Origin of the sequence: Ruania zhangjianzhongii, assembly GCF_008000995.1 — a bacterium.
Classification (GTDB): Bacteria; Actinomycetota; Actinomycetes; order Actinomycetales; family Beutenbergiaceae; genus Ruania; species Ruania zhangjianzhongii.
In genome coordinates, this window is sequence record NZ_CP042828.1 from 2,022,071 (window position 1) to 2,048,959 (window position 26,889).

At 70.2% G+C, this 26,889-nt stretch carries 28 protein-coding genes; 24 read left to right on the forward strand and 4 right to left on the reverse strand.

Annotated elements, in window-relative coordinates; translation table 11 throughout:
* Window positions 1-26: 26 nt before the first annotated feature.
* The 11 genes from FU260_RS09470 to FU260_RS09520 all read left to right on the forward strand — a co-directional run bounded on the left by FU260_RS09470 (window position 27) and on the right by FU260_RS09520 (window position 13,104).
* Window positions 27-1,220 carry an MFS transporter gene (locus FU260_RS09470; protein ID WP_147916832.1) on the forward strand — a complete coding sequence of 398 codons (1,194 nt, stop codon included), beginning with the start codon at window positions 27-29 and terminating at the stop codon, window positions 1,218-1,220.
* A gap of 71 nt (window positions 1,221-1,291) precedes the next feature.
* Window positions 1,292-1,933 (forward strand): DUF6318 family protein, encoded by a 642-nt coding sequence (locus tag FU260_RS09475; RefSeq protein WP_147916833.1) that lies wholly within the window; start codon window positions 1,292-1,294, stop codon window positions 1,931-1,933.
* A 47-nt stretch (window positions 1,934-1,980) separates the two neighbouring features.
* Window positions 1,981-2,784 (forward strand): hypothetical protein, encoded by an 804-nt coding sequence (locus FU260_RS09480; RefSeq protein WP_147916834.1) that lies wholly within the window; start codon window positions 1,981-1,983, stop codon window positions 2,782-2,784.
* A 41-nt stretch (window positions 2,785-2,825) separates the two neighbouring features.
* Window positions 2,826-4,559 (forward strand): LuxR family transcriptional regulator, encoded by a 1,734-nt coding sequence (locus FU260_RS09485; protein ID WP_147916835.1) that lies wholly within the window; start codon window positions 2,826-2,828, stop codon window positions 4,557-4,559.
* 105 nt (window positions 4,560-4,664) lie between these two features.
* Window positions 4,665-5,513, forward strand: coding sequence for a class I SAM-dependent methyltransferase (locus FU260_RS09490; RefSeq protein WP_147916836.1), 849 nt, complete (start codon window positions 4,665-4,667; stop codon window positions 5,511-5,513).
* 242 nt (window positions 5,514-5,755) lie between these two features.
* A complete protein-coding gene (locus FU260_RS09495; RefSeq protein WP_147916837.1) occupies window positions 5,756-6,802 on the forward strand; it encodes an iron-siderophore ABC transporter substrate-binding protein in 1,047 nt (348 codons plus the stop codon).
* Between the two features lie 82 nt (window positions 6,803-6,884).
* On the forward strand, window positions 6,885-7,868 hold the full coding sequence (locus FU260_RS09500) for a FecCD family ABC transporter permease (RefSeq protein ID WP_328592989.1): 984 nt from the start codon (window positions 6,885-6,887) through the stop codon (window positions 7,866-7,868).
* The gene (locus FU260_RS09505; RefSeq protein ID WP_210418235.1) at window positions 7,865-8,944 is read left to right on the forward strand and encodes a FecCD family ABC transporter permease; all 1,080 of its coding nucleotides are present in this window, start codon (window positions 7,865-7,867) and stop codon (window positions 8,942-8,944) included. Before FU260_RS09500 ends, FU260_RS09505 begins: the two co-directional genes overlap by 4 nt.
* Window positions 8,941-9,756 (forward strand): ABC transporter ATP-binding protein, encoded by an 816-nt coding sequence (locus tag FU260_RS09510; protein WP_147916839.1) that lies wholly within the window; start codon window positions 8,941-8,943, stop codon window positions 9,754-9,756. The genes FU260_RS09505 and FU260_RS09510 overlap by 4 nt, the downstream gene beginning before the upstream one ends.
* Window positions 9,757-9,901: 145 nt before the next feature.
* Window positions 9,902-11,728 (forward strand): glycoside hydrolase family 15 protein, encoded by a 1,827-nt coding sequence (locus tag FU260_RS09515; RefSeq protein WP_147916840.1) that lies wholly within the window; start codon window positions 9,902-9,904, stop codon window positions 11,726-11,728.
* On the forward strand, window positions 11,725-13,104 hold the full coding sequence (locus FU260_RS09520; RefSeq protein ID WP_147916841.1) for a glucose-6-phosphate dehydrogenase: 1,380 nt from the start codon (window positions 11,725-11,727) through the stop codon (window positions 13,102-13,104). Before FU260_RS09515 ends, FU260_RS09520 begins: the two co-directional genes overlap by 4 nt.
* Before the next feature lie 6 nt (window positions 13,105-13,110).
* Here FU260_RS09520 and FU260_RS09525 read toward each other — a convergent pair whose 3' ends face one another.
* Window positions 13,111-13,725, reverse strand: coding sequence for a DUF2249 domain-containing protein (locus FU260_RS09525; protein ID WP_147916842.1), 615 nt, complete (start codon window positions 13,723-13,725; stop codon window positions 13,111-13,113).
* Between the two features lie 81 nt (window positions 13,726-13,806).
* On the opposite strand from FU260_RS09525, the gene fdxA reads away from it, so the two are divergent.
* The 10 genes from fdxA to FU260_RS09575 all read left to right on the forward strand — a co-directional run bounded on the left by fdxA (window position 13,807) and on the right by FU260_RS09575 (window position 21,738).
* Window positions 13,807-14,160 carry a ferredoxin gene (gene fdxA / locus FU260_RS09530; RefSeq protein ID WP_147916843.1) on the forward strand — a complete coding sequence of 118 codons (354 nt, stop codon included), beginning with the start codon at window positions 13,807-13,809 and terminating at the stop codon, window positions 14,158-14,160.
* An 82-nt stretch (window positions 14,161-14,242) separates the two neighbouring features.
* The gene (locus tag FU260_RS09535; protein WP_147916844.1) at window positions 14,243-15,052 is read left to right on the forward strand and encodes a helix-turn-helix transcriptional regulator; all 810 of its coding nucleotides are present in this window, start codon (window positions 14,243-14,245) and stop codon (window positions 15,050-15,052) included.
* The gene (locus FU260_RS09540; protein WP_328592990.1) at window positions 15,049-15,384 is read left to right on the forward strand and encodes a cupin domain-containing protein; all 336 of its coding nucleotides are present in this window, start codon (window positions 15,049-15,051) and stop codon (window positions 15,382-15,384) included. The genes FU260_RS09535 and FU260_RS09540 overlap by 4 nt, the downstream gene beginning before the upstream one ends.
* Window positions 15,381-15,893 carry a hypothetical protein gene (locus FU260_RS09545; protein ID WP_210418236.1) on the forward strand — a complete coding sequence of 171 codons (513 nt, stop codon included), beginning with the start codon at window positions 15,381-15,383 and terminating at the stop codon, window positions 15,891-15,893. Before FU260_RS09540 ends, FU260_RS09545 begins: the two co-directional genes overlap by 4 nt.
* Before the next feature lie 135 nt (window positions 15,894-16,028).
* Window positions 16,029-17,669 (forward strand): acyl CoA:acetate/3-ketoacid CoA transferase, encoded by a 1,641-nt coding sequence (locus FU260_RS09550; RefSeq protein ID WP_147916845.1) that lies wholly within the window; start codon window positions 16,029-16,031, stop codon window positions 17,667-17,669.
* Between the two features lie 12 nt (window positions 17,670-17,681).
* Window positions 17,682-18,482, forward strand: a complete 801-nt coding sequence (locus tag FU260_RS09555; RefSeq protein WP_147916846.1) for an enoyl-CoA hydratase/isomerase family protein — start codon at window positions 17,682-17,684, stop codon at window positions 18,480-18,482.
* A gap of 88 nt (window positions 18,483-18,570) precedes the next feature.
* Entirely contained in the window at window positions 18,571-19,344 is a 774-nt protein-coding gene (locus FU260_RS09560) for an IclR family transcriptional regulator (RefSeq protein ID WP_147916847.1), read from the forward strand.
* Window positions 19,345-19,457: 113 nt separating this feature from the next.
* Window positions 19,458-20,465 (forward strand): thiamine pyrophosphate-dependent dehydrogenase E1 component subunit alpha, encoded by a 1,008-nt coding sequence (locus FU260_RS09565; protein WP_147916848.1) that lies wholly within the window; start codon window positions 19,458-19,460, stop codon window positions 20,463-20,465.
* Window positions 20,462-21,508 carry an alpha-ketoacid dehydrogenase subunit beta gene (locus FU260_RS09570; protein ID WP_147916849.1) on the forward strand — a complete coding sequence of 349 codons (1,047 nt, stop codon included), beginning with the start codon at window positions 20,462-20,464 and terminating at the stop codon, window positions 21,506-21,508. The genes FU260_RS09565 and FU260_RS09570 overlap by 4 nt, the downstream gene beginning before the upstream one ends.
* Complete coding sequence (locus tag FU260_RS09575) at window positions 21,508-21,738, forward strand: biotin/lipoyl-containing protein (RefSeq protein WP_147916850.1); 231 nt, start codon at window positions 21,508-21,510, stop codon at window positions 21,736-21,738. Before FU260_RS09570 ends, FU260_RS09575 begins: the two co-directional genes overlap by 1 nt.
* Window positions 21,739-21,750: 12 nt before the next feature.
* Here the strand turns inward: FU260_RS09575 and FU260_RS09580 are convergent, their stop codons facing one another.
* The gene (locus FU260_RS09580) at window positions 21,751-22,989 is read right to left on the reverse strand and encodes a CynX/NimT family MFS transporter (RefSeq protein WP_147916851.1); all 1,239 of its coding nucleotides are present in this window, start codon (window positions 22,987-22,989) and stop codon (window positions 21,751-21,753) included.
* A gap of 8 nt (window positions 22,990-22,997) precedes the next feature.
* Window positions 22,998-23,510 (reverse strand): nucleoside deaminase, encoded by a 513-nt coding sequence (locus tag FU260_RS09585; RefSeq protein ID WP_147916852.1) that lies wholly within the window; start codon window positions 23,508-23,510, stop codon window positions 22,998-23,000.
* A gap of 23 nt (window positions 23,511-23,533) precedes the next feature.
* Between FU260_RS09585 and FU260_RS09590 the strand changes: the two genes are divergently transcribed.
* Genes FU260_RS09590 through FU260_RS09600 form a run of 3 tightly spaced genes read left to right on the forward strand, consistent with a single transcriptional unit; the run spans window position 23,534 to window position 26,244 of the window.
* On the forward strand, window positions 23,534-24,763 hold the full coding sequence (locus tag FU260_RS09590) for an MFS transporter (protein WP_147916853.1): 1,230 nt from the start codon (window positions 23,534-23,536) through the stop codon (window positions 24,761-24,763).
* A gap of 10 nt (window positions 24,764-24,773) precedes the next feature.
* Window positions 24,774-25,118 (forward strand): DUF488 domain-containing protein, encoded by a 345-nt coding sequence (locus FU260_RS09595; protein ID WP_147916854.1) that lies wholly within the window; start codon window positions 24,774-24,776, stop codon window positions 25,116-25,118.
* A 7-nt stretch (window positions 25,119-25,125) separates the two neighbouring features.
* Entirely contained in the window at window positions 25,126-26,244 is a 1,119-nt protein-coding gene (locus FU260_RS09600) for a pirin family protein (RefSeq protein WP_147916855.1), read from the forward strand.
* Between the two features lie 28 nt (window positions 26,245-26,272).
* Here the strand turns inward: FU260_RS09600 and FU260_RS09605 are convergent, their stop codons facing one another.
* Window positions 26,273-26,872 (reverse strand): YbjQ family protein, encoded by a 600-nt coding sequence (locus FU260_RS09605; protein ID WP_147916856.1) that lies wholly within the window; start codon window positions 26,870-26,872, stop codon window positions 26,273-26,275.
* Window positions 26,873-26,889 lie beyond the last annotated feature (17 nt).

The following is a 26,889-nucleotide window of genomic DNA, read 5'->3' on the forward strand; positions in this document are numbered from 1 at the left end:
TCGCTGCCGACCTAGACTCAGCAGGTGTGACCCGCCCCGCCATTCCCGCTGAGATCAAAGTGCTCGTGGCGGCGGCCTTCGTGATCGCCGTCGGCTTCGGCCTGGTCTCCCCGGTGCTACCGGCCTACGCCCGGTCCTTCGATGTCGGCGTGGCCGCCGCCTCCGTGGTGGTCTCCGCATTCGCGTTCTTCCGGCTGGTCTTCGCCCCCGCCGGTGGCGCGCTGGTGGACAAGCTCGGGGAGCGGCCGGTGTACGTCACCGGGCTGATCATCGTCGCCCTGAGCTCCTTGGCGACGGCGTTCGCCCAGTCCTATGTGCAGCTCCTGCTGGTCCGGGGGCTGGGTGGGATCGGCTCGACGATGTTCACCGTCTCGGCGATGTCCCTGGTGGTGCGGCTCGCGCCGCCGTCGATCCGGGGGCGGTGCACCTCCGCGTATGCGACGGCGTTCCTGCTCGGTGGCATGCTCGGCCCGGTGTTGGGCGGGCTGCTGGCCGAGTTCGGGCTGCGAGTGCCGTTCATCGTCTACGCCGTGGCCCTGTTCGTTGCTGCGCTGGTAGTGGCCGTGCGGCTGAAGGGGGCGAGCCTTCGCCCGGAGCAGCAGCGGGTGGAGCAGCCGCCGATGCGGGTGCGGCAGGCGTGGGGCAACTCGGCGTTCCGGGCGGCGATGGTCTCTGGGTTTGCGAACGGTTGGTGCAACTTCGGTGTGCGAGTGGCGGTGCTGCCCCAGCTCGCGGTCGCGGTGCACGATGAGCCCTGGGTGGCAGGTGCGGCCCTTGCCTGTGCGGCAGTGGGTACGGCTGGCACTCTGCAGTTCTCCGGGCGTTGGGCGGACAGCGCCGGCCGGCGGCCGCTGGTGCTCACGGGGCTATTGGTCACCGCGATCGGCCTCGGGCTGATGGGTCTGGCCGATGGACTGGTGCTGCTGATGGCACTCTCGGTGTTCTCCGGGATCGGCGGGGGCCTGCTCAATCCGGCGCAGCAGGCAACGTTGGCGGACATCGTCGGCAACGACCGGTCGGGGAGCAAAGTGCTCGCCACGTTCCAGATGGCGCAGGACACCGGTGCGATCCTTGGTCCGATTTTGGTGGGGTTGGTGGCGGACCAGTTCGGCTTCGGGTGGGCGTTCGTGGTGACCGGCGCGGTGGCGCTGGCGGCGATGCTGCCCTGGTTCTCAGCGGAGGAGACCGCGCCGGTAGAGGTGGACTCACCGCGGCAGTGATCGTGGGTGGAGGCGGAAAGTTATCCACAAGCGGCTGACGCGGGCTAGCCGGGTGTGGCAGGGTTTTCGCCATGGTGAGCCGACGGGGGCGAATGCTGTGGGCACTAGCGGGGTTGCTGGTGCTCACTGGGTGCACGCCGGCTGAGGGGGAGGAGACGACGACCCCGACGGTGTCGGAGAGCCCATCGGAGTCCACCGAGCCGGCGACCGACGATCCGACCGGTGACGATGATGCCTCGGGTGGGGACGATCCGAGCGAGGATCCGTCCGAGCCGCCGGAGGTCGAGGCGCCCGAGCGCCCGGCGGAGATGGACGAGGAGACCGTCGACGGCGCGATCGCCGCGGCGAAGTACTTCGTCAATCTCTACCCATACGTTTACGCGTCGGGTGACCTTGCTGAATGGGACGCGCTCAGTGACGAGGGCTGTGGCTTCTGCACGAACGTGCGGGACCGGGCCTCAGAACTGCATGACGAGGGGGGCTTCAGCGTTGGTGGGGACGTTGATATTTCGTCCTCCGATGGGGGCGGTCCATTTGAGGAAGACGTGTACACAGTTGAACTCGCCGTAACGATTGGTGCGTCAGAGTTCGTATATCCAGACGGCACGCGCACACCCTATTCCGCCGTCGAGGATCCGGAGTTTCTCCTTTCAATGCGCTGGGAATCCGAGGGCTGGTTGGTGCTCGGAGTGGTCGCAGGAGACGACTCGTGACAGCAATAGCAAGTTGCGTGCTTGCTCTCGGACTGGTCTTGACCGCAATGGCTCCCTCTGAGGCGGCTTCCGACGCGACGGTGGACTGGTTGGATGAGGACGCTGACGATTCTGGTGTTCGGGCCGAAGCGATCCGTTCGTGGGAGGACACGAAGGGTCTCCAGGCGGCGGGTGGCGCAGACAACTCAGGCACACCCGCCCCGCAGGTGGGCGTATGGATTCCGCCGGTGAGTGGGTCGGCGCCCGAGGAGGAACAGTCCGGCCCGCTGGTGTGCATGGTCATGGACGACCGGCCACAAGTGTCGTACATCCCTTCATGTGACGAGGTCATCGAAGAACCAGAAGAGGACGAGGACGCCGAGGAGGACGAGGACGCCCCCGAGCAGGAGGAGTCCGAGCCGATCATCATTACCGTCACCCGCTCCGACTTCGCCGAACTTCCGCTCCAGCTCCCCACCGTCCATCTGCAGCCCGAACGAGACTGGTTCCTGGTGAACCTGGACACGCTGGTGTACACCGACGGCGCACCGCAGATGCTCGAGACCACGGTGCTCGACGTCCCCGTGCGAGTGCGGGCGACTCCGGTGGAGTTCAGCTGGGACTTCGGCGACGGGTCCGCCCCGCTCGTCACCACGAACGCCGGTGCGCCGTGGCCGGCGGACGACATCTCCCACGCCTATCAGCGTGAGGCCGAGAACGTGGCGATCACTCTGACCACCACATGGTCGGGGGAGTTCCAGGTGGCCGGCCAGGGGCCGTGGATCCCGATCGCGGGCACGACGAGTACCCAGAGCCAATCCGCGCCCTTCCGCATCGATGCCGTCGAGACCCATCTCGTCGCCGAAGGCTGAGAGCCCCGGCTCACCCGCCTCCGCGGGAGTATCGTGGCGGGATGGGCGTGGGCCTGGTCCACGAAGCCCGGCGCGCGTGCGAACACCACGCCTGGCTGGATGCCTGCGTGCTGTTCACCCAGGCCGACGGCGAAACGGCACTGCTCGCGGCGGACCTGGATGCCTGGGCGGTGGCCGCGCATCTCACCGGGGACCACCAGACGGCGGAACTCGCCTGGGGCCGGGCGCACCACGGTTGGGTCGACCAGTCAGACCCCAGCCACGCCGTCCGTAGCGCCTTCTGGCTCGGCCTGACCCTCGTTCTCGCCGGTGAGAACGCCCGCGCTGGAGCCTGGTTCGCCCGGGCCGGGCGCCTGCTCGAAGACACTCCGGACACCGGTGCCGCCGACTATCTTCGTCTGCCGCTCGCGCTCCAAGCCCTGCACGGCGGCCACCCGCGCGATGCGCTCAGCACCTTCACCCTCATCGCCGGGAGGGCCGGGAGGGCCGGGAGGGCCGGGAGTGCCGAGGGCGTCGGGACCGCCGCGACCGCCGCGACCGCCGCGACCGCCGAGCCCCCTGGCGGCGCGGCGGACCGCGACCTGGCCACGCTCGCTCGTCTGGGACAGGGCCAGTCCCGGATCGCACTCGGGGACGCTGCCGCAGGGCTGGCCATCCTGGACGAGGCGATGCTCGCCGTCACCGACGACGATGTCACCCCGCTGGTCGCGGGCTTCGTCTACTGTGCGGTGATCCTCGCCTGCCGGGACGTGTTCGACGTGCGTCGGGCGCAGCAGTGGACCACGGCGCTGACCGACTGGTGCGCCCGGCAGCAGGGCATCCAGCCCTACCAGGGCCAGTGCCTGGTCCACCGGTCCGAACTCTTCCAGCTGCGCGGCACGTGGGTGCAGGCCCTTGCGGCGGCCGACGACGCCTGTGCCCACCTGGCCGGCCGGCCGGGGGACCCGGCCCAGGGGATGGCGCACTATCAGCTGGCTGAGCTGTTGCGGCTGCGTGGCGAGTTCAGCAGGGCCGCGGACGAATACCGGGTGGCGGGCACCTGGGGCCACCCGGTGCAGCCCGGGATGGCGTTGTTGCGCTTGGCCGAAGGGCGTATCGACGACGCACTGGCGGCTACCGGTTCGCTCCTCACCGAAGCGCAGGAGCCGGCGGCCACGATCCGCGCCCTGGCCGCCTGCGTCGAGGTGGCGTTGGCGGCAGGCAAGGTGGAACTGGCGCGCCGGCACCTGGAGGAACTGGTCGCCGGGGCGGAACCGGTCACCACCGAGTTCCTGCGGGCAACGTGTGAGTTCGCTCGTGGCCAGGTGCTGCTGGCCGAGGGAGAGCCGGAGGCAGCGGCGGTAGCCTTGCGCGCCAGCACCGCGGCCTGGCGGGATCTGCAGGCGCCGTACGAGGCAGCACGCGCCACGATGTACCTCGGCCTCGCCTGCCACACCCTCGGTGACCGCGATTCTGCCGACCTCGCCTGGGCCGGCGCCCGGGAGCAGTTCACCGCGATCGGTGCGGTCACCGATCTGGCCCGGCTGGCCTCGCTGAGCACCGGTCAGGCGGGCTCGGACCGGCGAGCTCCGCCGTCGGCGTTGACCGGGCGAGAAGGGGAGATCCTGGTGCACGTCGCGGCCGGGGAGACGAACCGGCAGATCGCCACCGCGCTCGCGATCAGCGAGCACACGGTGCGCCGCCACCTGCAGAACGTCTTCGCGAAGCTCGACCTGCCGTCCCGGGCCGCCGCCACCGCGTGGGCCTACCGCCATGACCTGCTGCCCCGGGACTGAGTGGTACGAACAAACCACGCCCGCGGAGCTGGGGTGGTACGAGCGGGCGATGACCCGGTGCGGCTCACCGCCTAGCGTCGAAGCTCCAAGGCAAAGGAGCCGATCATGACCAGCACCGACCCGACCAGCACCGACCCGACCAGCGACCAGATCCGCCACGCGTGGGACGCGATCGCCGTCAGATTCGACCAGTTCGTCACCCCGACCGCCACCGACAACGCCGAGCTCACCCTCACCCACGCGCCGCTCGGCACCGGCACCCGTCTGCTCGACGTCGCCTGTGGCAGCGGCGCGCTGGCGATCCCGGCCGCCCGCGCCGGCGCAACGGTGACCGCGGTGGACATCTCACCGCAGATGATCGAGCTGCTGAGCACCCGGGCACGGGCCGCCGGCCTCACCGTGGACGCTCGCGTGCTGGATGCGCACGCGTTGGACCTTCCCGATGACGCCTTCGACGTCAGCGTCTCCCAGAACGGCGTCACGATGTCCGCCCGGCTCGGCCGCTGCCTGACCGAGATGGCACGGGTGACGCGCCCCGGCGGCACCGTCCTGGTGGCCGCGTTCGGTCCACTACCTGCGGTGGAGTTCCTCAGCATGTTCTTCGCCGGCGTGCGGACGGCGGTCCCCGAGTTCGTCGGTCTTCCCACCGATCCGCCCCCGCCACCCTTCCGGGTGGCCGCACCGCAGGCGCTGGCGGAGAACCTGATCGAGGCCGGAGTGCGGGACGTGGCGGTGCACCAGGTGAGCTGGGATACTCCGGTCGCCTCGGCCGATGCGCTGTGGGACGAGGTCACCGCGTCCAACCCGCTCGGCGGACAAGTCGTCGCTGGCCTGGACGAGGGTCACCGGACCGAGGCGCTGGCCGTGCTGGACGGCATGCTCCGCGAGCGATTCGGTGGGTCACCCGGGGGAGTGCTCCGGGCGGCGGTGAACGTCGCCGTGGGCACGGCGTGACTGGGCGCTCACCGGGGCAGCCGGAGGGACACGCCGAAACGGCCGGGGAAACGAGGCGTCCAGCGGCTGAAGAGCCCATGCCACAATTAGATGCGGCGGAGGTTGCGTAATAGGCGCTCCCTTCTATAAGTTTGGCAAGGCAAACCTCACTTCCCACGCTCGGGTGACTCCCGCCGTCCGAAGTGAGAGCGGCCTCAGCCACGCGCGCCGACGTGCGCCCACTCCGTCCCGGAAGGACCCCAGTGTTCCGTTCCACTCGCCGCGCCGTCATCGCCGCGGCCGCACTCGTCGCCGTCGGTCTGACCGCCTGTTCTGGCGGCACCGAGGCTGCCGACGAGCCCGACTCCACCGACGGCTCCGCCGCCACGGAATGGAGCCCCGTCACCATCGAGCACGCCCTCGGCACCACCACGATCGAGGAGCGGCCGGAACGTGTCGCCGCCATCGGCTGGGCGAACCACGAGGTCGCCCTCGCTCTGGGCATCGTGCCGGTCGGTATGCCGACCACCCCCTGGGGCGACGACGACGGCGACGGCGTGCACCCCTGGGTGGAGGACACGCTCACCGAGCTCGGTGCCGAGACCCCGGCGCTGTTCGACGAGACTGACGGCATCGACTTCGAGGCCGTCGCGAACACAGAGCCGGACGTGATCCTCGCCGCATACTCCGGCCTCAGCCAGGAGGACTACGACACCCTGTCCCAGATCGCTCCCGTGGCGGCCTACCCCGAGACCGCCTGGGGCACCCCGTGGCGGGAGATCGTGGAGGTGAACGCGACCGCCCTGGGTATGGCCGAGGAGGGCGCAGCGCTCGTCACCGAGATCGAGGACAAGATCGCCGCCGCGGTGGCCGAGCACCCCGAGCTTGAGGGTGCCACCGCGATGATGGTCACCCACGTGGACCCGACCGATCTGAGCGAGATCAACTTCTACAACGCCTACGACACCCGCTCCCAGTTCTTCGAGGACCTGGGCATGACGATCCCGCAGAGCTTGATCGACGTCTCGACCGATCCGACTGTGTGGAACGGCAGCGTCAGCACCGAGCAGGCAGACGTGTTCTCCGACGTGGACGTCTTCGTCACCTATGGCGGCCAGGAGCTGATCGACGCTCTCGAGGGTGACCCGCTGCTGTCCCAGCTACCCGCAGTAGCCAACGACGCCGTGGTGAGCCTGCCTGGCGACGGTCCCCTCGGTACCGCCGCCAACCCCACGCCGCTTCAGGTGCTGAACTCCGATCTGGTGGAACAGTACGTGGCGCTGCTGGCTGACGCGGCCGATAACGCCTAGGAGCACTCCGATCGTCACCGTCACGTCCGCGCCACCCGCCGCCGACCGTCCCGCAGCCCGCTCGCTGCGCCGGTCGCGGCGGGTGCGTGTGCTCGCACTGCTGGCGCTGACGGCGCTGGTGGCGGTGCTCATCGGGGTCTCCGTGTCGTACGGATCACGGGCCGTCGGCCTGGACGATATCCTCGCTGCGCTCGGTGGCGCGTCCGATGGCTTCGACCAGGGCGCCGTCGCGCGGCGGATCCCGCGTACCTGGCTGGCGGTGATCGCCGGGGCCGGGTTGGCGGTCTCCGGCGCGGTGATGCAGGGCGTGACTCGCAACCCGCTCGCCGACCCCGGCATCCTCGGCGTGACCACCGGGGCCTCGCTCGCGGTGGTGATCGGGATGGCCTGGTTCGGGATCGCCACGGTCACCGCCTACATTACCTTCGCCATCGTCGGCGCGGGCGCGACCGCAGCCCTCGTCTACCTGATCGGCTCCCTCGGCCGAGACGGCGCGACCCCGCTGAAGCTGACTCTGGCGGGCGCTGCCACCACGGCCGCCCTCGCCTCGTTCGTCACCGCGGTGGTGCTGCCTCGGCAGGATATCGCCGAGGGGGCGACGTCCTGGCAGATCGGCGGCGTCGGTGGCGCGACGGCTGCGTCGATCGGCACAGTGGCGCCATTCCTCGCGGCCGGCCTGGTCCTCTGCTTGCTGATGGCTCGGGGTCTGAACACGCTCGCTCTCGGTGACGATGTGGCCACCGGGCTCGGGGAGCGGGTCGGCTGGACGAGGGCAGTGGCCGCCCTGGGTGCGGTGGTGCTCGCCGGAGCAGTGACCGCCGTCACCGGCCCGATCGCCTTCGTCGGTCTCGTGGTGCCGCATGTCTGCCGCCTGATCGCCGGGCCCGACCATCGGTGGTTGCTGCCGCTGAGCGCGCTCGGTGGTGCCGCTCTGCTCACCGCGGCCGATGTCCTCGGGCGAGTGGTCGCCCGCCCGGAAGAGGTGGACGTCGGGATCCTGGTGGCGATTGTGGGAGCACCGGTCTTCATCGCGATCGTGCGCCGACACCGGGTGCGTGAACTGTGACCGCCGTCCAGACCCGGGAGGCTGCGCACGCCCCGCAGGGTTCGCACGCGGAGGCAGTGACGCGGGTGAGCGCCGGCCGCCTGGGCCGGTCCCGGCGCCGCCGCACGGTGATCACCGTTCTCCTGCTCGTGACCGCAGGGGCGTACGCGGCGAGCCTGATGGTCGGGCACACCTTCTACTCGCCCGGGGAGGTGATCGGCGTCATCCTCGGCCAGGAGGTGCCGGGGGCCTCCTTCACCGTCGGCACCCTCCGGCTGCCACGCGCGTGCCTGGCGCTGCTCGTCGGGCTGTGCTTCGGCCTGGGCGGGGTCACCTTCCAGACCATGTTGCGCAATCCACTGGCGAGCCCGGACATTATCGGTATCTCCTCCGGGGCCAGCGCGGCAGCCGTGTTCTCCATCGTGGTGCTCGGGTTCACCGGTGCCGCGGTCTCAGCAGTCGCCATCGTCGCTGGGCTCGCAGTCGCGCTCGCGGTCTACCTGCTCTCCTACCGCCGCGGAGTCGCGGGGACCCGGTTGGTATTGATCGGGATCGGTGTCGGCGCGATGTTCAACTCCGTGGTCTCCTGGGTGCTGGAACGCGCGCCCCAGTACGAGCTGCAGGAGGCCATGCGTTGGCTCACCGGCAGCCTGAACGGCGCCCGGTGGAGCGATGTCGTCCCGGTGCTGGGCGCCGTCGCCGTCCTGGCACCGGTGCTGCTGGCCCAGGCGCGCAATCTTGGCGGGCTCCAGCTCGGCGACGACTGCGCCATCGCGCTCGGCATCCGGGTCGAGCGCACCCGGATCGTAGCCATCATCGCCGCGGTGGGGTTGATCGCTTTCGCGACGGCGGCGGCCGGCCCGATCGCGTTCGTCGCCTTCCTCTCCGGTCCGATTGCTGCCCGCATCGTCGGTCCACGCGGTTCCCTGCTGGTGCCGGCGGCGCTGGTGGGGGCCGTGCTGGTGCTGGTGGCCGATCTGGTGGCCCAGTTCGCGCTGGGCACCCGCTTCCCGGTCGGTGTGGTCACCGGTGTGCTCGGTGCCCCCTACCTGCTCTACCTGATCGTGCGCATCAACCGGGCCGGAGGTTCGCTATGACCCATCACCGCACGCTGGAGGTCGATCACCTGACGGTCGGGTACCCCGACCGGACGGTGCTCTCCGAGCTGGACCTGACCGTCCCGCCGGGCGCGATTACCGCAGTGGTCGGGGCGAACGCCTGCGGGAAGTCGACGCTGCTGAAGTCGATGTCCCGGCTGCTCGCCCCCCGTGGCGGGCAGGTGCTCCTGGACGGCAAAGCGGTGCACCGGATGCCCGCCAAGGAGTTGGCCCGCACCCTCGGACTGCTGCCGCAGTCACCGATCGCCCCGGAGGGGATCACCGTGGCGGACCTGGTCGGGCGCGGGCGGCACCCGCACCAGAAGCTGCTCGCCCGGTGGTCCGCCGCCGACGATGAAGCGGTCGCCCAGGCATTGGAGGCCACCGGCACCGTCCAGCTTGCCGACCGCCCGGTGGACGAGCTCTCCGGCGGGCAGCGCCAGCGGGTCTGGGTGGCGATGGCGCTGGCGCAGCGCACCGACCTGCTGCTGTTGGACGAGCCGACCACCTTCCTGGACGTGAGCCATCAGATCGAGGTCCTCGACCTGCTCACCGACCTGAACGCGAGCCGCGGGACGACGATCGTGATGGTGCTGCACGACCTGAACATGGCCGCCCGGTACGCCGATCACCTGATCGCGATCGCCGACGGGGGAGTGCACACCGCCGGCAGCCCCGGAGAGGTGCTCACCGTGGAGATGGTCGCCGAGGTGTTCGGGCTGGACAGCGAGATCATCACCGACCCGATCTCCGGGAAGCCGCTGATGCTGCCCCGCGGCCGCCATCACGACCGGGTGACGGCGCAGGCGTAGCGGTCGTGAGCCGGCTCGGTCGGCACCGGGTGCACCGGTTCGTGCCCGCGGAGCACGAGTCCGCGCCGGAAGTATCGAACGGGTGGGGTCGCGCCGAGCAGGTGTCGACCTGTGAGCGGGGCGGTGTTGTGCCAACCTGGACCGTGTGAGCACTCCGATCGGCGACTACGCCCTGCTGGCCGACCTGCACACCGGGCCGCTGGTCTCGCGCCACGGCAGCATCGACTGGCTCTGCCTGCCCCGGTTCGACTCCGCTGCTGTGTTCGCCGCGATCCTGGGCACCGAGGAACACGGCCGCTGGCTGATGGCCGCGGCTGAGGGGACCGTGACGGACCAGCACTACGAGCCCGGAACCTTCGTGCTCCGCACGCTCTGGCGCACCGCCACCGGGGAAGCGGAGGTGATCGAGTTCATGCCGATCGCCGACGACCGCGCCGACCTGGTCCGCCAGGTCCGCTGCCTGTCCGGGCACGTGCGCATCGAACACGATCTGCGGCTGCGCCCGGAGTACGCCAGTGCCCTGCCGTGGGTGCACCGGATGGACGGCGAGGACCCGTTCCTGCGGGCGATCGCCGGTCCGGACGCGTACGTGCTTCGCGGCCCCTCGCTGGAAGCGGGGGACAACTGCCACACCGGGTCCTTCGATCTGACCGAGGGACAGACCCATGAGTGGGTGCTCACCTGGGTGCCCTCGCACGCCGAGGATCCGGAGCCGCTGGACGTCACCGAGGCGCTCACCCGCACCCGCAGCTACTGGCAGGACTGGAGCAAGCAGATCAGCGTGGCCGGCCGCTGGTCCGAGGCGGAGCACCGATCGCTGCTGGTGCTGCGTGCGCTCACCCACGCCGAGACCGGCGGCATCGTGGCGGCACCGACCACCTCGCTGCCGGAGGACCCGGGCGGGGTACGCAACTGGGACTACCGGTACTGCTGGTTGCGCGACTCGGCGCTCACCCTGGAGGCACTGCTGCTGCACGGGCGCACCGAGACCGCGCTGCACTGGCGCAACTGGCTGCTGCGGGCGGTGGCGGGCGACCCTGAGGACCTGCAGATCATGTACGGCGTGGGCGGAGAGCGCTGGTTGGACGAACGCACGCTGGACCATCTGCCCGGCCACCTGGACTCCCGGCCGGTACGCATCGGCAACGGGGCTGTCACCCAGTTCCAGGCCGACGTGGTGGGCGAGGTGCTGATCGCCCTGGCCAAGATCCGAGACGCCGGACTGGAGGAGGATGACTTCTCCTGGCCGCTGCAGCGCAGCATGCTCCGCTACGTCACCCGGCACGCAGACAGCAAGGACCAGGGCCTGTGGGAGATGCGCGGCGACCCGCACTACTTCACCCACTCGCGGGTGATGATGTGGGCGGCTCTGGACCGGGGCGTGCGCGCGGTCACCGACACCGGCCTGGACGGACCGGCAGAGCAGTGGGCCCAGCTACGCGACCGGCTGCGTGCGGAGATCCTCAGCGAAGGCGTGAACGCCGAGACCGGCGGCTTCACCCAGACGTACGACAACACCGAGGTGGACGCCTCGCTGCTGCAGATTCCGCAGACCGGGTTCATCGACTACGACGACCCCCGCATGCTCGCGACCGTGGCGCAGATCGAGCGCGAGCTGAAGCAGGACGGGCTGCTGTTGCGCTACCGGACCACCACCGGCACCGACGGGCTGTCCGGGCACGAGTACCCGTTCCTGGTCTGCTCGTTCTGGCTGGTGGAGCAGTACGCCCACACCGGGCGGATCGATGACGCCACGGCGCTGATGGACCGTCTGGTCGGCCTGACCAACCATGTCGGGCTGCTCGCCGAGGAGTACGACCCCGCCGGAGACCGGCAGATGGGCAACTTCCCGCAGGCGTTCAGCCACCTCGGCCTGGTCCGCGCAGCCGACGCGCTCCAGGCAGCGATCCAGAACCACGAGCCGAGCGAGCACGACCTGCACCCCGCCGTCGACCCGGAGGAGTCTCGATGACCGACACCACGCTGCTCATCCTCGGCGCCTCCGGGGACCTGACTCGGCGCCTGCTGCTGCCCGGGATCGGTTCGCTCCTGGAACGAGAGCCGCACCGCCCGGTGCGGATCGTCGGTGCGGACCGCGCCGAGCTCAGCACGCAGGAGTTCGCCGACCGGATGGGGACAGCACTCGCCGAGGGTGGCTGTGTCGCGGATGTGGTGGACCGGGTCCGTGCGCAGACCTCCTACTACCCGATCGACGTCACCGACCCCGAGGCGCTCGGTGCGGTGATCGCGGAGCTCTCCGGCAGCGAGCGGCTGGTGGCCTACTTCGCGCTGCCGCCGTCGGTGACCGAGCGCGCCTGCCGGGCGATGCTCAACCTGGACCTGCCGGAGTGTCTGCACCTGGCGATGGAGAAACCGTTCGGCCACGATCAGGCCAGTGCCCGGGAGCTGAACAAGATCGTTGCCCGGCTCGTCCCGGACGAGCGCGTGCACCGAGTGGATCACTTCCTCGGCAAGTCGTCCGTGGTGGACATCATGGCCCTGCGGTTCGCGAACCGGATGCTGCAGGCGGTGTGGAGCGCGGAGCACATCGAGAGCATCGAGATCGCCTACGACGAACAGCTGGCACTGGAGAACCGCGCCGGCTACTACGACCACGCCGGCGCCCTGGTGGACATGATCCAGTCCCACCTGCTGCAGGTGATGGCGGTGGTGACGATGGAACCGCCCGCCGAGATCAGCGACCGGGAGGTACGGGATGCGAAGTCGGCAGTGCTGCGCGCCACCCGCCTGTGGGGCGACGACCCGGCTGCTGCCAGCCACCGCGGCCGCTACACCGCCGGCACAATCTCCGGCCGGTCGGTGCCGGACTATCTGGACGAGGACGGCGTCGATGCGAATCGGGACACCGAGACGATGGCCCAGGTCACCGTGGAGGTGGCGAACCAGCGCTGGGCCGGGGTACCGATCACGCTCCGCTCCGGCAAGGCCCTCGGCGAGACCCGCAAGCATGTGGTGATCACCTTTGCCGACGTGCGCCACCTGCCCGCCGGGTTCGCCGGCGCCGATCCCAAGGACCGGCTGATCATCAGCCTCAGCCCGGACGTGATGGAACTGCACCTGACCACGAACACCGCGGCCGACCCGCTCGCCCTGGAACAGAGCGTGCTGCGCACCGACCTCCGGCATGCCGAGCTGGAGGCCTACGGCGAAGTGCTCGCCGCGATCCTGGACGGTGAAGTGATGCTCTCCGTGCGTGGCGACGCGGCCGAGGAGTGCTGGCGGATCACCGACGAGGTACTCGCGGCCTGGCGCTCCAAAGCGGTGCCGATGACCGACTACCCGGCCGGCTCACCGGTGCCGACCGACTGGCATCCGGCGTTGGGCTGACCCCGCCTACTGCGCCCCCGGCGGCCGGGAGGTGTGCAGCACCAACGGCTCCCGTTTGCGGTGCACGGTGAGGTAGCGCAGTCCCTCGGATCCGGCCTGGAACGCCCGCCGGGAGCGTTTCGGCAGCCAGAGCAGGCCACCGGCGGCAAGGTCGATCGCCCCGGTCTCGGTCTCCAGCCGGCCGGAACCCGCGATCACGTGGATGAGCACGTCCACATCCGGTCCCCAGTGCTCGGCGATCGCCCCTCCCGGCGCCAGCGCGATCACGTTCGAGTCCAGGTCGCGCTCGCGCATCCGCAACGAGAACACCGCCCCGCCGGTCTCCGGCGCGTCGTCGGCGATCCCGCCGGTATCGGCCAACTGCCGTGGCAGCGGCGTCGAGGCGAGCTTGGTGATCCGGATCCGCCAGTCGCGCAGCTCCCGGCTGAGGTACTCCCAGCCGTAGCCCGGACCGTAGTCCCGGTCGAACTCCTCGTGCAGATGCTTCGGGTCATGGTCGTTGACGAGCACGAACGACTCGGCCACGGCCAGGACGTCGTAGGCGGCGAAGATCGTCGGATGCTTGTCCGGTTTGCGCATCCCGCGCACGTCCAGCACGCCGTCGGTGAGTTCGGACGCCATCGTTCCTCCGGGTCGGTCGGGTTCAGTGCGGCAGAGAAGCCCTCTAGTTTGCACAAGGTGGGATTGTGTAAACTCTAGGTCATGACGTACGTGATCGGCCAACCCTGCGTCGATGTGCTCGACAGGTCCTGTATCGACGAGTGCCCCGTGGACTGCATCTACGAGGGCCAGCGGATGCTGTACATCCACCCGGACGAGTGCGTGGACTGTGGCGCCTGCGAACCGGTCTGCCCGGTCGAGGCGATCTACTACGAGGACGACCTGCCCGGGGAGCTGGAGCCCTACCTCGCCGATAACGACGCGTTCTTCTCCACGATCCTGCCCGGCCGCTCCGAGCCGTTGAACTCACCCGGCGGCGCCGCCAAGCTCGGCGCGCTCGGTGTGGACACCCCGCTGGTGGCCTCAGTGCCGCCGCAAGGTGAGGTTGCTGGATGAGCGCGAGGAGCCCGCGCGGAGGTAGCGCGAGGAACGAGGGCTGGCGGAGCCGGGCATCGCAGTGCTCAGACCGGAGACCCCGGTGAGAGCCCCCACCCCGGATGCGACGACTCCTCCGGTCGCTTCGCGCCGGCAGGGTGTGCTGCGCGTGCTCACCGAGGCGCACCGGCCGCTGACCAGTGCGGAGATCGCTGAGCAGCTCGGGGTGCACAAGAACACCGTGCGGTTCCACCTGGAGTCGCTGATCGCCGCCGGACAGGTGGAGCGCGCCGAACTGGCCAGCTCCGGGCCCGGCCGCCCGGCGCAGGCGTTCCGGGCGGTGCGCGGGATGGATCCCGGCGGGCCCCGCCACTACCAGCTCCTTGCCGGCATCCTCACCGAGGCGCTGCGCAGTGAGCCGGACGGCACGGCACGGGCCATCGAGGCCGGCCGGGCCTGGGGTCGGCGAACAGCCGCCACGGCGGCTGACCCGATCGCCGGAGTGGAGGAGGCGGTCGAGCAGCTCGTGCACCTGTTGGACACCTTCGGTTTCGCTCCGGAGCACGACGGCGGACCGCACCGCGAGCACGCGCAGGCGCCTACCGCTGTGGCCGCCTCGGGTAGCCACGGCCGGCCGCCGGCCCTCGCGCCGCTGGCGGTGCGGCACTGCCCGTTCCTGGAGCTGGCCGCCGGCCACCAGGAGATCGTCTGCCCGGTGCACCTGGGTCTGATGCGCGGTGCCCTCGAAGCCTGGGGCGCCCCGGTGCACGCCGAGGCGCTGGAGCCGTTCGTCGAGCCCGATCGCTGCCTGGTGCACTTGAGCGCCAGCGCCAGCGCCAGCACCAGCACCGCCGCCAGCACCAGCACCAGCACCGCCGCCAGCACCAGCACCAGCACCCAGGAGAAGTCATGATGCAGGCCGAGAACCTCACCGAGGTCGCCGCAACCCAGGTAGCCACAGCACGGGCCGCCGGCAGCGGCCGGAGCACGCAGACGGTGGTCGGCGGCCAGGGTCGGATGCTCCGGCAGGCGGTGATGGCCCTCGCCGCTGGGCACGGGCTCGGCGAGCACGAGAGCCCCCGCGAGGCCACGTTGCAGGTACTGGTCGGCCGGGTGCGACTGACCGCGGGGGAGCAGACCTGGGAGGGTTCGGCCGGGGACCACCTGATCATCCCGGACGTCCGGCACGATCTGGTCGCCCTGGAGGACGCGGCAGTGCTGCTGACCGTACTCACCGGTCGATGACCAGCCCGACCACCTCCTCCGGTGAACGCACCGGTGCCCGGAGAGCAGCGCCGTCGTGGGCCTCGATCCTGATCGGCTACTCCTGCATCGTGGCCGGCGGGCTGGTTGCGGCCGTGACCGGGCCGCTCGGGCTGGAACGCGGCAGCTGGGTGGCCGCCTATCTGGTGCTGGTCGGGGGAGTGGCGCAGCTCGCCCTCGGCTGGGTTCCCGGCGAACTCGGCCGGGCAGTACCGGTGCGCAGCGCGTGGGTGCAGGTGGCGGCGTGGAACGTGGGCAATGCCCTGGTGATCGTCGGCACGCTCACCGGTGTGCTGATCGGAGTGGACGCGGGCAGTGTGCTGCTCGTCCTCGCTCTGCTGCTCGCCATCCTCGGCACCGTGGGGCCCCTCGGCGCACCCGCCCCTCGTCCCGGGCGGTGGCGCCGGCTGCTCGGCCGGGCCTACCTGGGCTTGTTGGTGCTGCTTGCGGTGAGCATCCCGGTGGGCATCGTGCTCGCACACCTGCGCTGAGCTCCCGGCTCCATAGATCGATCTCGCAGCCAGCGTGCGACCGGGTGGAAACTTCCGGCAACTGAACGGTAGATCGATCTAACCTTTGTTACGGTGGAGGGATTATCCAGGTCGGCGAAGACGGAGGCCCCCGCCATGCAGAAAGTGAAGTTCCTCAGCCCGCGCGAGGCGGCCGACCTGATCGCCGACGGCGACGTCATCACGGTCAGCTCCTCCTCCGGCCTGAACTGCCCGGACGCGACGCTGGCCGGGATCGGCCAGCGGTTCGCCGAGACGTCCTCTCCGCGCGACCTGACCACTGTGCACCCGATCGCTGCCGGGGACATGTACGGCATGCCCGGGATCGACCACCTCGCCCGGCCCGGACTGCTGCGCCGGGTGGTCGCCGGGTCCTACCCGTCCGGTCCGTCCTCGGTGGAGCCGCCGAAGATCTGGCAGATGATCGTCGACGAGCAGGTGCACGCCTACAACTTCCCCTCCGGGGTCCTGTTCCAGCTGCACCGCGCGGCGGCCGCACACCAGCCCGGCATCCTCACCGACGTCGGCACCGGCACGTTCATCGACCCTCGCCAGCAGGGCGGCCGGATGAACGAGACCACCCCGGCGGACTTCGTCAGCGTGAGCGAGGCCGGTGGCAAGGAGTGGCTGTACTTCTCCTGCCTGGTGCCGAACGTGGCGATCGTGCGTGCCACCACAGCGGACGAGTACGGCAACCTGACCTTCGAGGAGGAGGGCTCGCCGCTGGGCGCCCTCGACCTGGCCTATGCTGCGCACAACAACGGCGGGCTGGTGATCGCGCAGGTGAAGCGGGTGGCCTCCGGCGGCAGCCTGGACCCGCAGAAGGTGCGCATCCCCGGAATCCTGGTGGACGCCGTCGTGGTGGACGAGAACCAGATGCAGGCGACCGCCACCGCATACGACCCGACGATCTCCGGCCAGCTCCGGCGCCCGGCCGGCGAGCTGGACCCGATCGAGTTCTCCCTGGAGAAGATCATCGCCCGCCGCGCCGCCACGGAGCTGCATGACGGCGACACGGTCAACCTGGGTTTCGGCGTCTCCGCCCTGGTGCCGCACGTGCTGAACGAGGAAGGGCACGGCTCCGAGGTCTCCTGGGTGCTGGAGCAGGGCGCTGTCGGTGGGATCCCGCTGCTGGACTTCGCCTTCGGCTGCTCGCAGAACCCGGACGCGATCATGCAAAGTGCTGACCAGTTCACCCTGCTGCAGGGCGGCGGCTTCGACCGCACCTTGCTGTCCTTCCTGCAGATCGACGCCACCGGCAACGTCAACGTGCACTACCTGCCGGGCCGCCGGCACGTGACCGCCGGCGTGGGTGGCTTCGCCGACATCACCGCGCACGCCCCGGAGATCGTCTTCGTGGGTTCGTTCACCGCCGGCCGGCGAGAGATCGAGCTGACCGGGTCCGGAGTGGACATCCGTTCCGACGGCGCGCACACCAAGCTGGTGAACGAGGTCACCCAGATCACCTTCAATGGCCAGCAGGCGCTGGCGCGCGGGCAGAAGGTGAAGTACGTGACCGAACGCTGTGTGCTGGAGCTGCGGCCGGAGGGCCTCACCGTCACCGAGGTCGCGCCCGGCGTGGACCTGCAGCGGGACGTGCTCGACCGCAGTGATTTCGAGCTCCTCGTGGACCCGGATGTGCAGGTGATGGACGCGAACCTGTTCGCCCTCGGCCCGATCACCCTCGACCTGACCCCGCGCGGACGACACCCCCGGCTGCAGGCCGCCAGCACCGCCGAGCCTGTTGCCGCCCGCTGAGAAGGAGCCGAGATGACCAGCCAGAACACCCCGCCGGAGGGCCGCACCACGTGGTCCATGGACGAGACCGGACAGGTCGCCACCATCCTGGTGGACCGGGCCGCGAAGCTGAACGCCTTCACCCCGACGATGCTCACCGATCTGGAGCGTGCGGTCGCCGAGGTCGAGGCTTCCGAGGCCCGGGTGGCGCTGGTGCGCACCGCGGGGGAGAAAGTGTTCTGCGTCGGTGCGGACATCACCTTGTTCTCCCAGCTGACCTCGGTGCAGATGTGGCGGGACTGGATCGGGGTCGGGCACCGGGTGTTCAACGCGCTGGAAGCGTTACGCTGCCCCACGATCGCGGTGATCGATGGTCTCGCCTTCGGCGGCGGGCTCGAGCTGGCGCTCGCCTGTGACTTGCGGATCATTGCCGACGGCGCCCGGCTCGCTCTCCCCGAGACCGGCCTGGGTACCGTCCCCGGCTGGGGCGGGGCCGGCCGGCTACCGAAGCTGATCGGGGCGGCCCGGGCGAAGGAGATGATCTTCGCCAGGCACGAGATCGAGGCGGCCCGGGCGCTCGACTGGGGTCTGGTGAATGCCGTCGCTCCCGCTGAGCAGCTGGAGGAGACGGTGCAGCAGTGGGTGACCGACGTGCGCGCCAGTGCACCGGTGGCCAACGCGCTGGCCAAGCAGCTGATCACTGCCTCCCTCGAGGGCGCCTCCCCGCATCTGATCGAAGGCCTCGCCGGTGGGCTGAGTCTGGCCACTGAGGACCTGCGCGAAGGAGTGAGCGCATTCACCGACAAGCGCGACCCGGAGTTCACCGGCCGCTGACCGTGGGGCGGGCCCGAACCCGCGATCCGCGCTGAGATCTCGGGCGCAGACCGGGCCCGGCGGTTATCCTGACTCGCAGGAGTCACCGATGACCGAAACCCACATTCACCACGGCGATCAGACGCTCATCGCCTCAGTCCAGCGAGCGCTGCGCGTGGTGGATCTGGTGGCCGAGGCGTCCCGCCCGCTGCCGGTCAAAGTGATCGCTCGCTGCACCGGTCTGAGCCTGGGCACCGCCTACAACATCGTCCGCACCCTGGTGCACGAGGGCTACCTGGTGCACGAGGTCGACGGGGTGGTGCTCGGCGACCGGTTCCCGGGGCTGCGTCTCGGCGATGACGAGGGCCTGTTCCTCGCCCGCGTCCGCGGCACCCTGCGGGCGGTGGCCACCGAGCTGGGCTGGACCGCCTACCTGTCCCGTTACGACGACGGGGAGGTCAACCTGGTGGACATCGTCGACTCGCCGGCCAACCCGCGCCTCGACCTGTGGGTAGGCCTGCAGGACAGCGCGCACGCGACAGCGCTCGGCAAGCAGATCCTCGCCGAGCTGAGCGAGGTGGACCGGATCGACTACGTGCACCGGCACCGGCTGGACGAGCTCACCCCGCACACCATCAGCGACCGGCGCACGCTGCTCTCCCAGCTGGAACGGATCCGGGGCACGGCGCTGGACCGGCAGGAGTACGCGATCGGATTCACCTGCCTGGCGGTCCCGGTGATCACGCCGGAGGTCACCGGTGCACTGGCGATCTCGGTACCGGCGCACACCTCCGAGGCGGAGATCTCTGCGCTCGGTGCGCGGCTGAGCTCGTACGGTTCACGGCTCTCGCTGCACCTCGGCGCCGACCAGTTCACCATGTGAAAAGTAGGGGCTCGTGGCGCGGGGTGAGCCCGACCTACTGTGACGGCAACGCCACCGGACGGTGATCCGGTACCCGCACAGTGCCCTGGCACACCGCCCCACGGAGGTCCGCAATGACGCCGCATCCTTCTCTACCCGCAGAGGTTCGCCTGGACCTGTACCGCACGATGGTGCTGATCCGGACCTACGAAGAAGCCATCCTGGGCGAGTATCACGCGGACAAGTCTCCGGGGTTCGACATCGGTGCGGGGCTGATCCCGGGGGAGATGCACCTGTCCGCCGGGCAGGAGCCGGTTGCCGCCGGGATCTGCGCTCACCTCAGCGCTGATGATGCGGTGACCGCTGCGCACCGCCCGCACCATCTGGCGATCGCGCACGGGGTGGATCTGCGCCCGATGACCGCAGAGATCTTCGGCCGCACCACCGGACTGGGCAGAGGCCGGGGTGGGCATATGCATCTGTTCGACCCGGCCACCCACTTCTCCTGCTCCGGGATCGTGGCCGAGGGGCTACCGCCGGCGCTCGGCCAGGGCTTCGCGTTCCAGCAGCGCGGCAGCGACCGGGTGGCGGTCGCGGTGGCCGGTGAGGGGGCCGCGAACCAGGGGGCGTTCCACGAGGCGCTCAACCTCGCTGCACTGTGGAAGCTGCCGGTGGTGTTCGTGATCGAGGACAACGACTGGGGCATCTCGGTACCCCGGGATGCGTCCACGTCGGTGCCCTCCAATGCCGAACGTGCGGCCGCCTACGGGATGCCCGGCGCCCGGGTGGAGGGCAACGCCGTCGAGGAGGTCTGGGAGGCGGCGGGCCTTGCGGTCGAACGCGCCCGGGAAGGAGGAGGACCAACGTTGCTGGAGGTGCACACGCTGCGTCTGTGGGGTCACTTCGAGGGAGACGCCCAGGCCTATCGGCCCGGTCTGGACGTGGTGGCCGATCAGGACCCGATCCCGGTCTACCGGGACGAGCTCCTGGCAGCGGAGGTGCTCACTCCCGCCGACGATGCCCGGATCAGGGAGGCGGCCGGCGGCCGGGTGGCCGATGCCATCGCTTATGCGAAGGAGTCCCCGGTGCCGGCCGCCGCAGATGCACTCGACTACGTCTTTGTGGAAGGAGCACGGTCATGACCACCCTGGATGAGGCAGGGATCGCAGCCGAACCCGATCCCGGTACCCGCAAGCTCTCCACCGCCAAGGCGATCCAGGAGGCGATCGCGGGGGAGATGCGCACCAGCGACGACGTGTTCGTGATGGGGGAGGACGTCGGCTCCTACGGCGGCATCTTCTCCTCCACCACCGGGCTGATCGACGAGTTCGGCCCCGGGCGCATCCGGGACACGCCGATCTCGGAGACTGCCTTCATCGGGATGGGCATCGGGGCAGCAGTGGAGGGGATGCGCCCGATCATCGAGCTGATGTTCGTGGACTTCTTCGGTGTCTGCATGGACCAGATCTACAACCACATGGCGAAGATCCATTTCTTCTCCGGTGGCAATGTGCGGGTACCGATGGTGCTGATGACCGCGACCGGCGGCGGATACTCCGACGGTGGCCAGCACTCTCAGTCGCTGTGGGGCACGTTCGCGCACCTGCCGGGAATGAAAGTGGTGGTGCCCTCCACTCCCTATGACGCCAAGGGTCTGATGACGGCCGCGATCCGCTCTGACGACCCGGTGGTGTACATGTTCCACAAGGGGGTGATGGGGCTGCCGTGGATGAAGAAGAATCCTCGTTCGATCGGACCGGTGCCACAGCAGAGGTACGAGGTCCCGATCGGCAAGGCTCGGGTGGCCCGGGAGGGCAAGGACGTCACGATCGTCACCCTCTCCCTGTCCGTGCACCACGCCCTGGATGTGGCGGAGAACCTGGCTGGCGAAGGTATCGACGTCGAGGTGATCGACCTGCGCAGTGTGGTCCCGTTGGACCGGGAGACGATCCAGGCGTCGGTGGCCAAGACCAGGCGGCTGATCGTGGTGGACGAGGACTATGAGTCCTTCGGGCTCTCCGGTGAGGTGATCGCCTCGATGACCATCGCCGATCCGACGCTGTGCTCCTACGCCGCCCGGGTGTGCGTACCGGACGTCCCGCTGCCGTACGCCCGCGACTTGGAGTATGCGGTGCTGCCCACCCCGGCGCGAATCGAGCTCGCCGTGCGCGAGGCGGTGTCCTGATGGCCGAGGTGCGGTTCCCGCAGATGTCCGACGGGGACGAAGGCACCGGGGTGGTGGCCACCTGGTACGTGGCCTCCGGGGACGAGGTGACCACGTCAACCCTGATCGCCGAGGTGGCGGTGGACAAGGTCGACGCCGAGGTCTACCCGCCGCAGAGTGGGGTGATCACCTTGCAGGTGGCAGAAGGGGTGGAGGTGGCCCAGGGCAGCCTGATCGCCACGATCGAGTAGCCGCGCGCCTGCTCAGAGCACCCCGGGCCGCGCGGCCCCGTAGGCGGAGACCAGCTGCACCACCTGCAGGCAGAGCAGCACCACCAGTGGGCCGGTCCAGCTGCCGGTGGCGTCGTGGAGCGCGCCGAGCAGGAACGGGCCGAGCGCTGCGAGCAGGTAGCCGAAGGACTGCGCCATTCCGGACAGCGAGGCTGCATGCCGATGGTTGCGGGTACGCAGACTGAACGAAGCCAGGCAGAACACGATCCACGAGCCGAGTGCCATCCCGAGCAGCATCGACCAGAGCAGGGCCCAGGACGGTAGCAGCAGCATCCCCACGAGCCCGGTCACGTTCAGCGGCACCAGGACGGCGATCAGACCGCGCTGGTCGCGCTGCCAGCGCTGGAGCACCGCAGCGGTGGTCAGGTTGCCGATGATGCCGCACAGCTGCAGCACGCTCACGTGGATGCCGGCAGCGCTCGCGCTGATGCCCTGCGCCTGCTCGATCTCCGGCCACCAGGTGATCACCACGTAGTAGAGCGTCGATTGCGTGCCCATCGCCACCGTGATCAGCCAGGCGGTGGGCGAGCGCCAGGGCGAGAAGTTCTCGACCGGTTGTGGTGCCGGGGCGGCGTCCGTACCGGGCCCGGCCGGGCCCGTGGCCAGGGCCTTCACCGAGACGCCCCCGCGCAGCCGCGGACTGAACACGGCGAACGCGATCAGTGCCAGCCCGGCCCAGACCCCCAGCGCCAGCCGCCAGGTCGAGTCGGTCAGCCCGGCCAGCGGCACAGCCACGCCGGCGCCGAGCGCGGCGAACACCGACTGCACGGCAGAGTAGGCACCGGTGTACCGCCCCGCGTCCAGTGGGAAGTCCCGCTTCAGCAGTGAGGGCAGCAGCACGTTCGCCAGTGCGATCGCCAGCCCGAGCAGCACCGTGCCCAGCCACAGCGCCGGCAGCCAGGGCACCGACCGAGTCACGATCCCGGCGGCCAGGATCAGCAGCGCAGCCCCCAGGGTGCGCTCCAGGCCGAACCGCACGGCTATCCGCGGCGCGACCGGCGAGAACGCCGCGAAACACAGCAGCGGCAGCCCGACCAGCGCCGAGGCGACCATCGAGGTCATCGAAAGATCCGCCCGGATGTCCCCGATCAACGGGCCGACCGCCGTCAACGACGCCCGCAGGTTCGCCCCGATCAGCAGGATCCCCACCAGAGCCAGCCCGATACCCACCTGACGCTGCGCGGGCGAACGGGAGCCAGGAACGCGCGACACGGAACCTCTCAGTGCTGGGGGCCCTCGCTCGCGTCGATGCCGTGACGGCGCGCGTGCAGCAGGCGGACCTCGTCCGCCAGCTGCTCGTCCGGCCCGGCCACGTCTGCAGAAGGCGCGACGGTGGTGATCGGCAATCCTCGCACGGGCGGCGCCGCCACGCCCCAGCTGTCCAACCACTGGCCCAGCTGCGCCGAGCTTGCGGCGTAGACGATCCTGCCCAGCCCGGCCCAGGCGTGCGCCGCTGCACACATCGGGCAGTGCTCACCGGAGGTGTAGACGGTGGCCCGCGCCCGGACCTGCGGGCTCAGGTGGGCGATCGCCCACTGGGCCAGGGCCAGCTCGGGATGCGCCGTGGGGTCGCCACTGGCGATGCGGTTCCGGTCCGCCCGTACGACGGCGCCGCTTCCGTCCACGAGCACCGAACCAAACGGTTCGTCCCCAGCGTCGAGAGCCTGCTGCGCCAGTGCCACGCAGTGACGCAGGTGGCCTCGGTCCTGCTCGGACAAAGTCGAGTTCTCCATCTCGCTGATGGTAGACCGGTTCTGTGACAAGCGGATCGGTCTGGCGTCTGCCCGGGATGGGTGCTGTCGCGGCGATGAGTGCGGTGAGCTTCGCCGGCTTCGGGATGCTGTTCGCGACCGTGCCGATGTGGGCCGTGCGGGCCGGGGCGGACGCGGCCGGGGCCGGTGCGATCAACGGTGTGCTGATGCTGGCCACGGTGCTCACCCAGACGATGATCCCGTGGTCGTTGCGGCGGCTGGGCTGGGCCGCGACCCTGACCATCGGCCTGCTGGCCCTGGGCCTGCCGTCGTTCCTGTTTCTGCTCAGCGCCGATCTGTGGTGGCTGATGCTGCTCTCCGCCGTCCGCGGCCTGGGCTTCGGCGTGCTGACCGTGTGCGGCTCCGCGGCGATCGCCGAGCTCGCCCCGCCGCTGATGCGAGGTCGCGCCGTGGGGGCTTACGGGTTCGCGATCTCCGCACCGCAGATCCTCACCATGACCGGTGCCCCCTGGCTTGCCGAGCAGGCCGGGTTCGCCGTGGTGTTCGTGCTCGGCGCTCTGCCGGTGCTCGGTGTGCCCGGTGCCCTGCTGCTGGCTCGCACCCTGAACAGCCAGGATGCCCGCAGGGGCGCTGCGGGGGGTTCGGCTGATCCGGCGAGCACAGCCGGTGCCCCGCACAGCAGCCGTCCGTCGATGGCTCTGGTGCTGGTGCTGGTACCGCCGGTGGTCATTCTGCTGCTGGCCACCAGTTCCGGTGGCGCCCTGCTCACCTTCCTCCCGCAGATGCTCACCAACGCCACCCTCGCTCTGGCGGGCCTGTTCGTGTTGCTCACCGTGGCCACGGTGAGCCGCTGGTGGATCGGCTCGCTGGTGGACTCTCGCGGCTCCGGCGGTCTCACCTGGCCGCTGCTCTCGGCTGCTGCCGCCGGGCTGGTGCTGATCGGCACCGCCCTGCCGGGCCTCGGGGTGGGCGCGATCGCGAGGATCCTCCTCGGTGCGGCACTGGTGGGGCTCGCCTACGGCGGACTGCAGAGCCTGACCCTGGTGCACGCGTTCGAACGTGCCGGGCCGGCCAACTCCCGCCTGGCTAGTACCGCGTGGAACATCGGTTTCGACTCCGGTACCGGGCTGGGCTCGGCAGTGGTGGGCGCCCTGGCTACCGGGTTCTCCTACCTGGTCGCTCTGCTGGTGGTCGCCGGAGCGTGTCTGGTCGCCGCGGTGCTGCTCGCTGTGCGCCGAGAACCGCGCGGAGGCGGCCAGATCGCTCCTGGGTGATGATGGGCAGATGCGGAGTGGACGTGTCTATGACGAGGTAAGCGACGACGACGGCACCCGGGTCCTGGTGGACCGGGTCTGGCCCCGGGGCATCCGCAAGGAGGACCCACGGGTAGGTCACTGGCTCAAAGACGTGGCACCCAGTGACGAGCTGCGGAAGTGGTACGGCCACGACCCGGACAAGAACAAGGAGTTCGCCACGCGGTACCGCGCCGAGCTGAAGGAGGACCCGGCCGCCGGGGCGCTGGACGAGCTGCGCGATCTCGCCCGCCAGGGTGAGGTCACCCTGGTCACCGCCACCAAGGACGTCTCGCTCAGCCAAGTGCCGGTGCTGCAGCAGGTCGCAGGGGTGTGAGGCGTCGGTGAGCAACGTCGAGACGAAACCGGCGGAGATGGTTTGTGCTGCCGACGACGGCGCACCCGCCTCGGCCTCGGACGTCACCGTTCGTATCCTCACCCCGCGCGAGGTGCCGCTGGGTGGACCGCGGGCGATGACCGTGCGGCGCACCCTGCCGCAGCGGGCGCTGTCCCTGATCGGCGCCTGGTGCTTCTTGGACCATTTCGGTCCGGACGAGGTGGCCAGCACCGGGGGGATGGATGTGCCGCCCCACCCGCACACCGGGCTGGCCACGGTCAGCTGGTTGTTCTCCGGGTCGATCACGCACGCCGACAGCGCCGACCACCTGGCCCGGGTGGCGCCCGGCCAGCTGTCCCTGATGACGGCCGGGGCCGGCATCTCCCACTCGGAGCGGTCCACCGCTGATACCGATGTGCTGCACGGGGTGCAGCTGTGGTTCGCCCTGCCGGAGCGGGCCAGGTTCGGGCCTCGCCGGTTCGACCACTACGCCCCGCCGGTGCTGACCGGCCGGGGCTGGTCGGCGCAGGTGTTCCTCGGCAGCACTCTGGGAGACAGCTCGCCGATCGCCACCGCCACCCCGATGCTGGGCGCCGAGGTGCGGCTGGAACCGGGCTGCTCCCTGACGGTGCCGGTGGACAACGGCTTCGAGCACGGTGTGCTGGTGGACACCGGCGAGGTGAGCGTGGACCAGACGCCGGTGCCAGCCGGACACCTCGGGTACCGGCCGGCGGGGCAGGACCAGCTCCGGCTCACTGCCGGTGACCAAGCGGCACGGGTGCTCCTCTTCGGCGGCGAACCGTTCGAGGAGAAGATCGTGATGTGGTGGAACTTCGTCGGCCGCAGCCACGAGGAGATCGTGGCGTTCCGCGCTGCCTGGCAGGACCAGATCGGCCGCCCGGAGCAGCCCGACGAGACCGCGCAGCCCGACGAGACCGCGCAGCCCGGCGAGACCGCGCAGCCCGGCGAGGTCGCCCCCGAGCAGTCCAACGAGGCCGGCGGCGCGAACGCGCCGGTAGCTCCGCCGTCGTACGGGTTACCTCAGGACGACCCGGGCGAACCATTGCCGGCCCCCGTGCTGCCGAACGTGCGGATCCGCCCGCGCGAGCAGCCCAGGCAGGCCTGAAGCGCTCGAGGCGACGAGCGCGGCGCGACTACTGCGGGTACCCGCCCTGCGGGGGCTGACCGTATCCCGGCGGTGGCGGGGGCTGCTGCCCGTACCCAGGCTGACCCTGCGGAGGCTGCTGCCCGTACCCGGGCTGCCCCTGCGGGGGCGGCGGGGGCTGCTGGCCTTGCGGCGGCTGGGGCACCTGTGCGTCGTAGCCAGCGGCCGGCGGGGGAGTGGCCGGCTGGGAGATCGCCGGGCCCTGCGACGCGGTGCTGCCGCCTTGGGCGAACTGCGCGGACTGCGGAGTGTGGCCCTCTTCGTCCTCACCGAGCGGCACCACGTGCACCGCGGTGCCGTAGGCACAGACCTCGGAGAACGCCTGCGCGATGTCGCCGGTGTCGAAGCGCATCCCGATCACGGCGTTCGCACCGCGGCGCTGCGCCTCGGTGGTCATTCGGTTCATCACTTCCTGGCGGCTCTCGTAGACGAGCTTGGTGTACTCGGTCACTTCACCACCGCCGAAAGCGCGGAAGCTCGCGGTGAAGTTCTGCCCGAAGTTCGCCGAGCGGACTGTCATGCCCATGACTTCGCCCATCACAGCCTCGATGCGGTAGCCCGGGATCTCGTTCGTGGTCACTACGATCATGTGCCCATCCTTGCATC

Bases quoted from the DNA above. Each gene is read 5' to 3' on its own strand.
- FU260_RS09475 (WP_147916833.1), top strand. From the start codon at position 1,292: ATGGTGAGCCGACGGGGGCGAATGCTGTGGGCACTAGCGGGGTTGCTG.
- FU260_RS09480 (WP_147916834.1), top strand. From the start codon at position 1,981: ATGGCTCCCTCTGAGGCGGCTTCCGACGCGACGGTGGACTGGTTGGAT.
- FU260_RS09485 (WP_147916835.1), top strand. From the start codon at position 2,826: ATGGGCGTGGGCCTGGTCCACGAAGCCCGGCGCGCGTGCGAACACCAC.
- FU260_RS09490 (WP_147916836.1), top strand. From the start codon at position 4,665: ATGACCAGCACCGACCCGACCAGCACCGACCCGACCAGCGACCAGATC.
- FU260_RS09510 (WP_147916839.1), top strand. From the start codon at position 8,941: ATGACCCATCACCGCACGCTGGAGGTCGATCACCTGACGGTCGGGTAC.
- FU260_RS09520 (WP_147916841.1), top strand. From the start codon at position 11,725: ATGACCGACACCACGCTGCTCATCCTCGGCGCCTCCGGGGACCTGACT.
- FU260_RS09525 (WP_147916842.1), bottom strand. From the start codon at position 13,725: ATGGCGTCCGAACTCACCGACGGCGTGCTGGACGTGCGCGGGATGCGC.
- fdxA (WP_147916843.1), top strand. From the start codon at position 13,807: ATGACGTACGTGATCGGCCAACCCTGCGTCGATGTGCTCGACAGGTCC.
- FU260_RS09540 (WP_328592990.1), top strand. From the start codon at position 15,049: ATGATGCAGGCCGAGAACCTCACCGAGGTCGCCGCAACCCAGGTAGCC.
- FU260_RS09545 (WP_210418236.1), top strand. From the start codon at position 15,381: ATGACCAGCCCGACCACCTCCTCCGGTGAACGCACCGGTGCCCGGAGA.
- FU260_RS09550 (WP_147916845.1), top strand. From the start codon at position 16,029: ATGCAGAAAGTGAAGTTCCTCAGCCCGCGCGAGGCGGCCGACCTGATC.
- FU260_RS09555 (WP_147916846.1), top strand. From the start codon at position 17,682: ATGACCAGCCAGAACACCCCGCCGGAGGGCCGCACCACGTGGTCCATG.
- FU260_RS09560 (WP_147916847.1), top strand. From the start codon at position 18,571: ATGACCGAAACCCACATTCACCACGGCGATCAGACGCTCATCGCCTCA.
- FU260_RS09565 (WP_147916848.1), top strand. From the start codon at position 19,458: ATGACGCCGCATCCTTCTCTACCCGCAGAGGTTCGCCTGGACCTGTAC.
- FU260_RS09570 (WP_147916849.1), top strand. From the start codon at position 20,462: ATGACCACCCTGGATGAGGCAGGGATCGCAGCCGAACCCGATCCCGGT.
- FU260_RS09575 (WP_147916850.1), top strand. From the start codon at position 21,508: ATGGCCGAGGTGCGGTTCCCGCAGATGTCCGACGGGGACGAAGGCACC.
- FU260_RS09585 (WP_147916852.1), bottom strand. From the start codon at position 23,510: ATGGAGAACTCGACTTTGTCCGAGCAGGACCGAGGCCACCTGCGTCAC.
- FU260_RS09595 (WP_147916854.1), top strand. From the start codon at position 24,774: ATGCGGAGTGGACGTGTCTATGACGAGGTAAGCGACGACGACGGCACC.
- FU260_RS09605 (WP_147916856.1), bottom strand. From the start codon at position 26,872: ATGATCGTAGTGACCACGAACGAGATCCCGGGCTACCGCATCGAGGCT.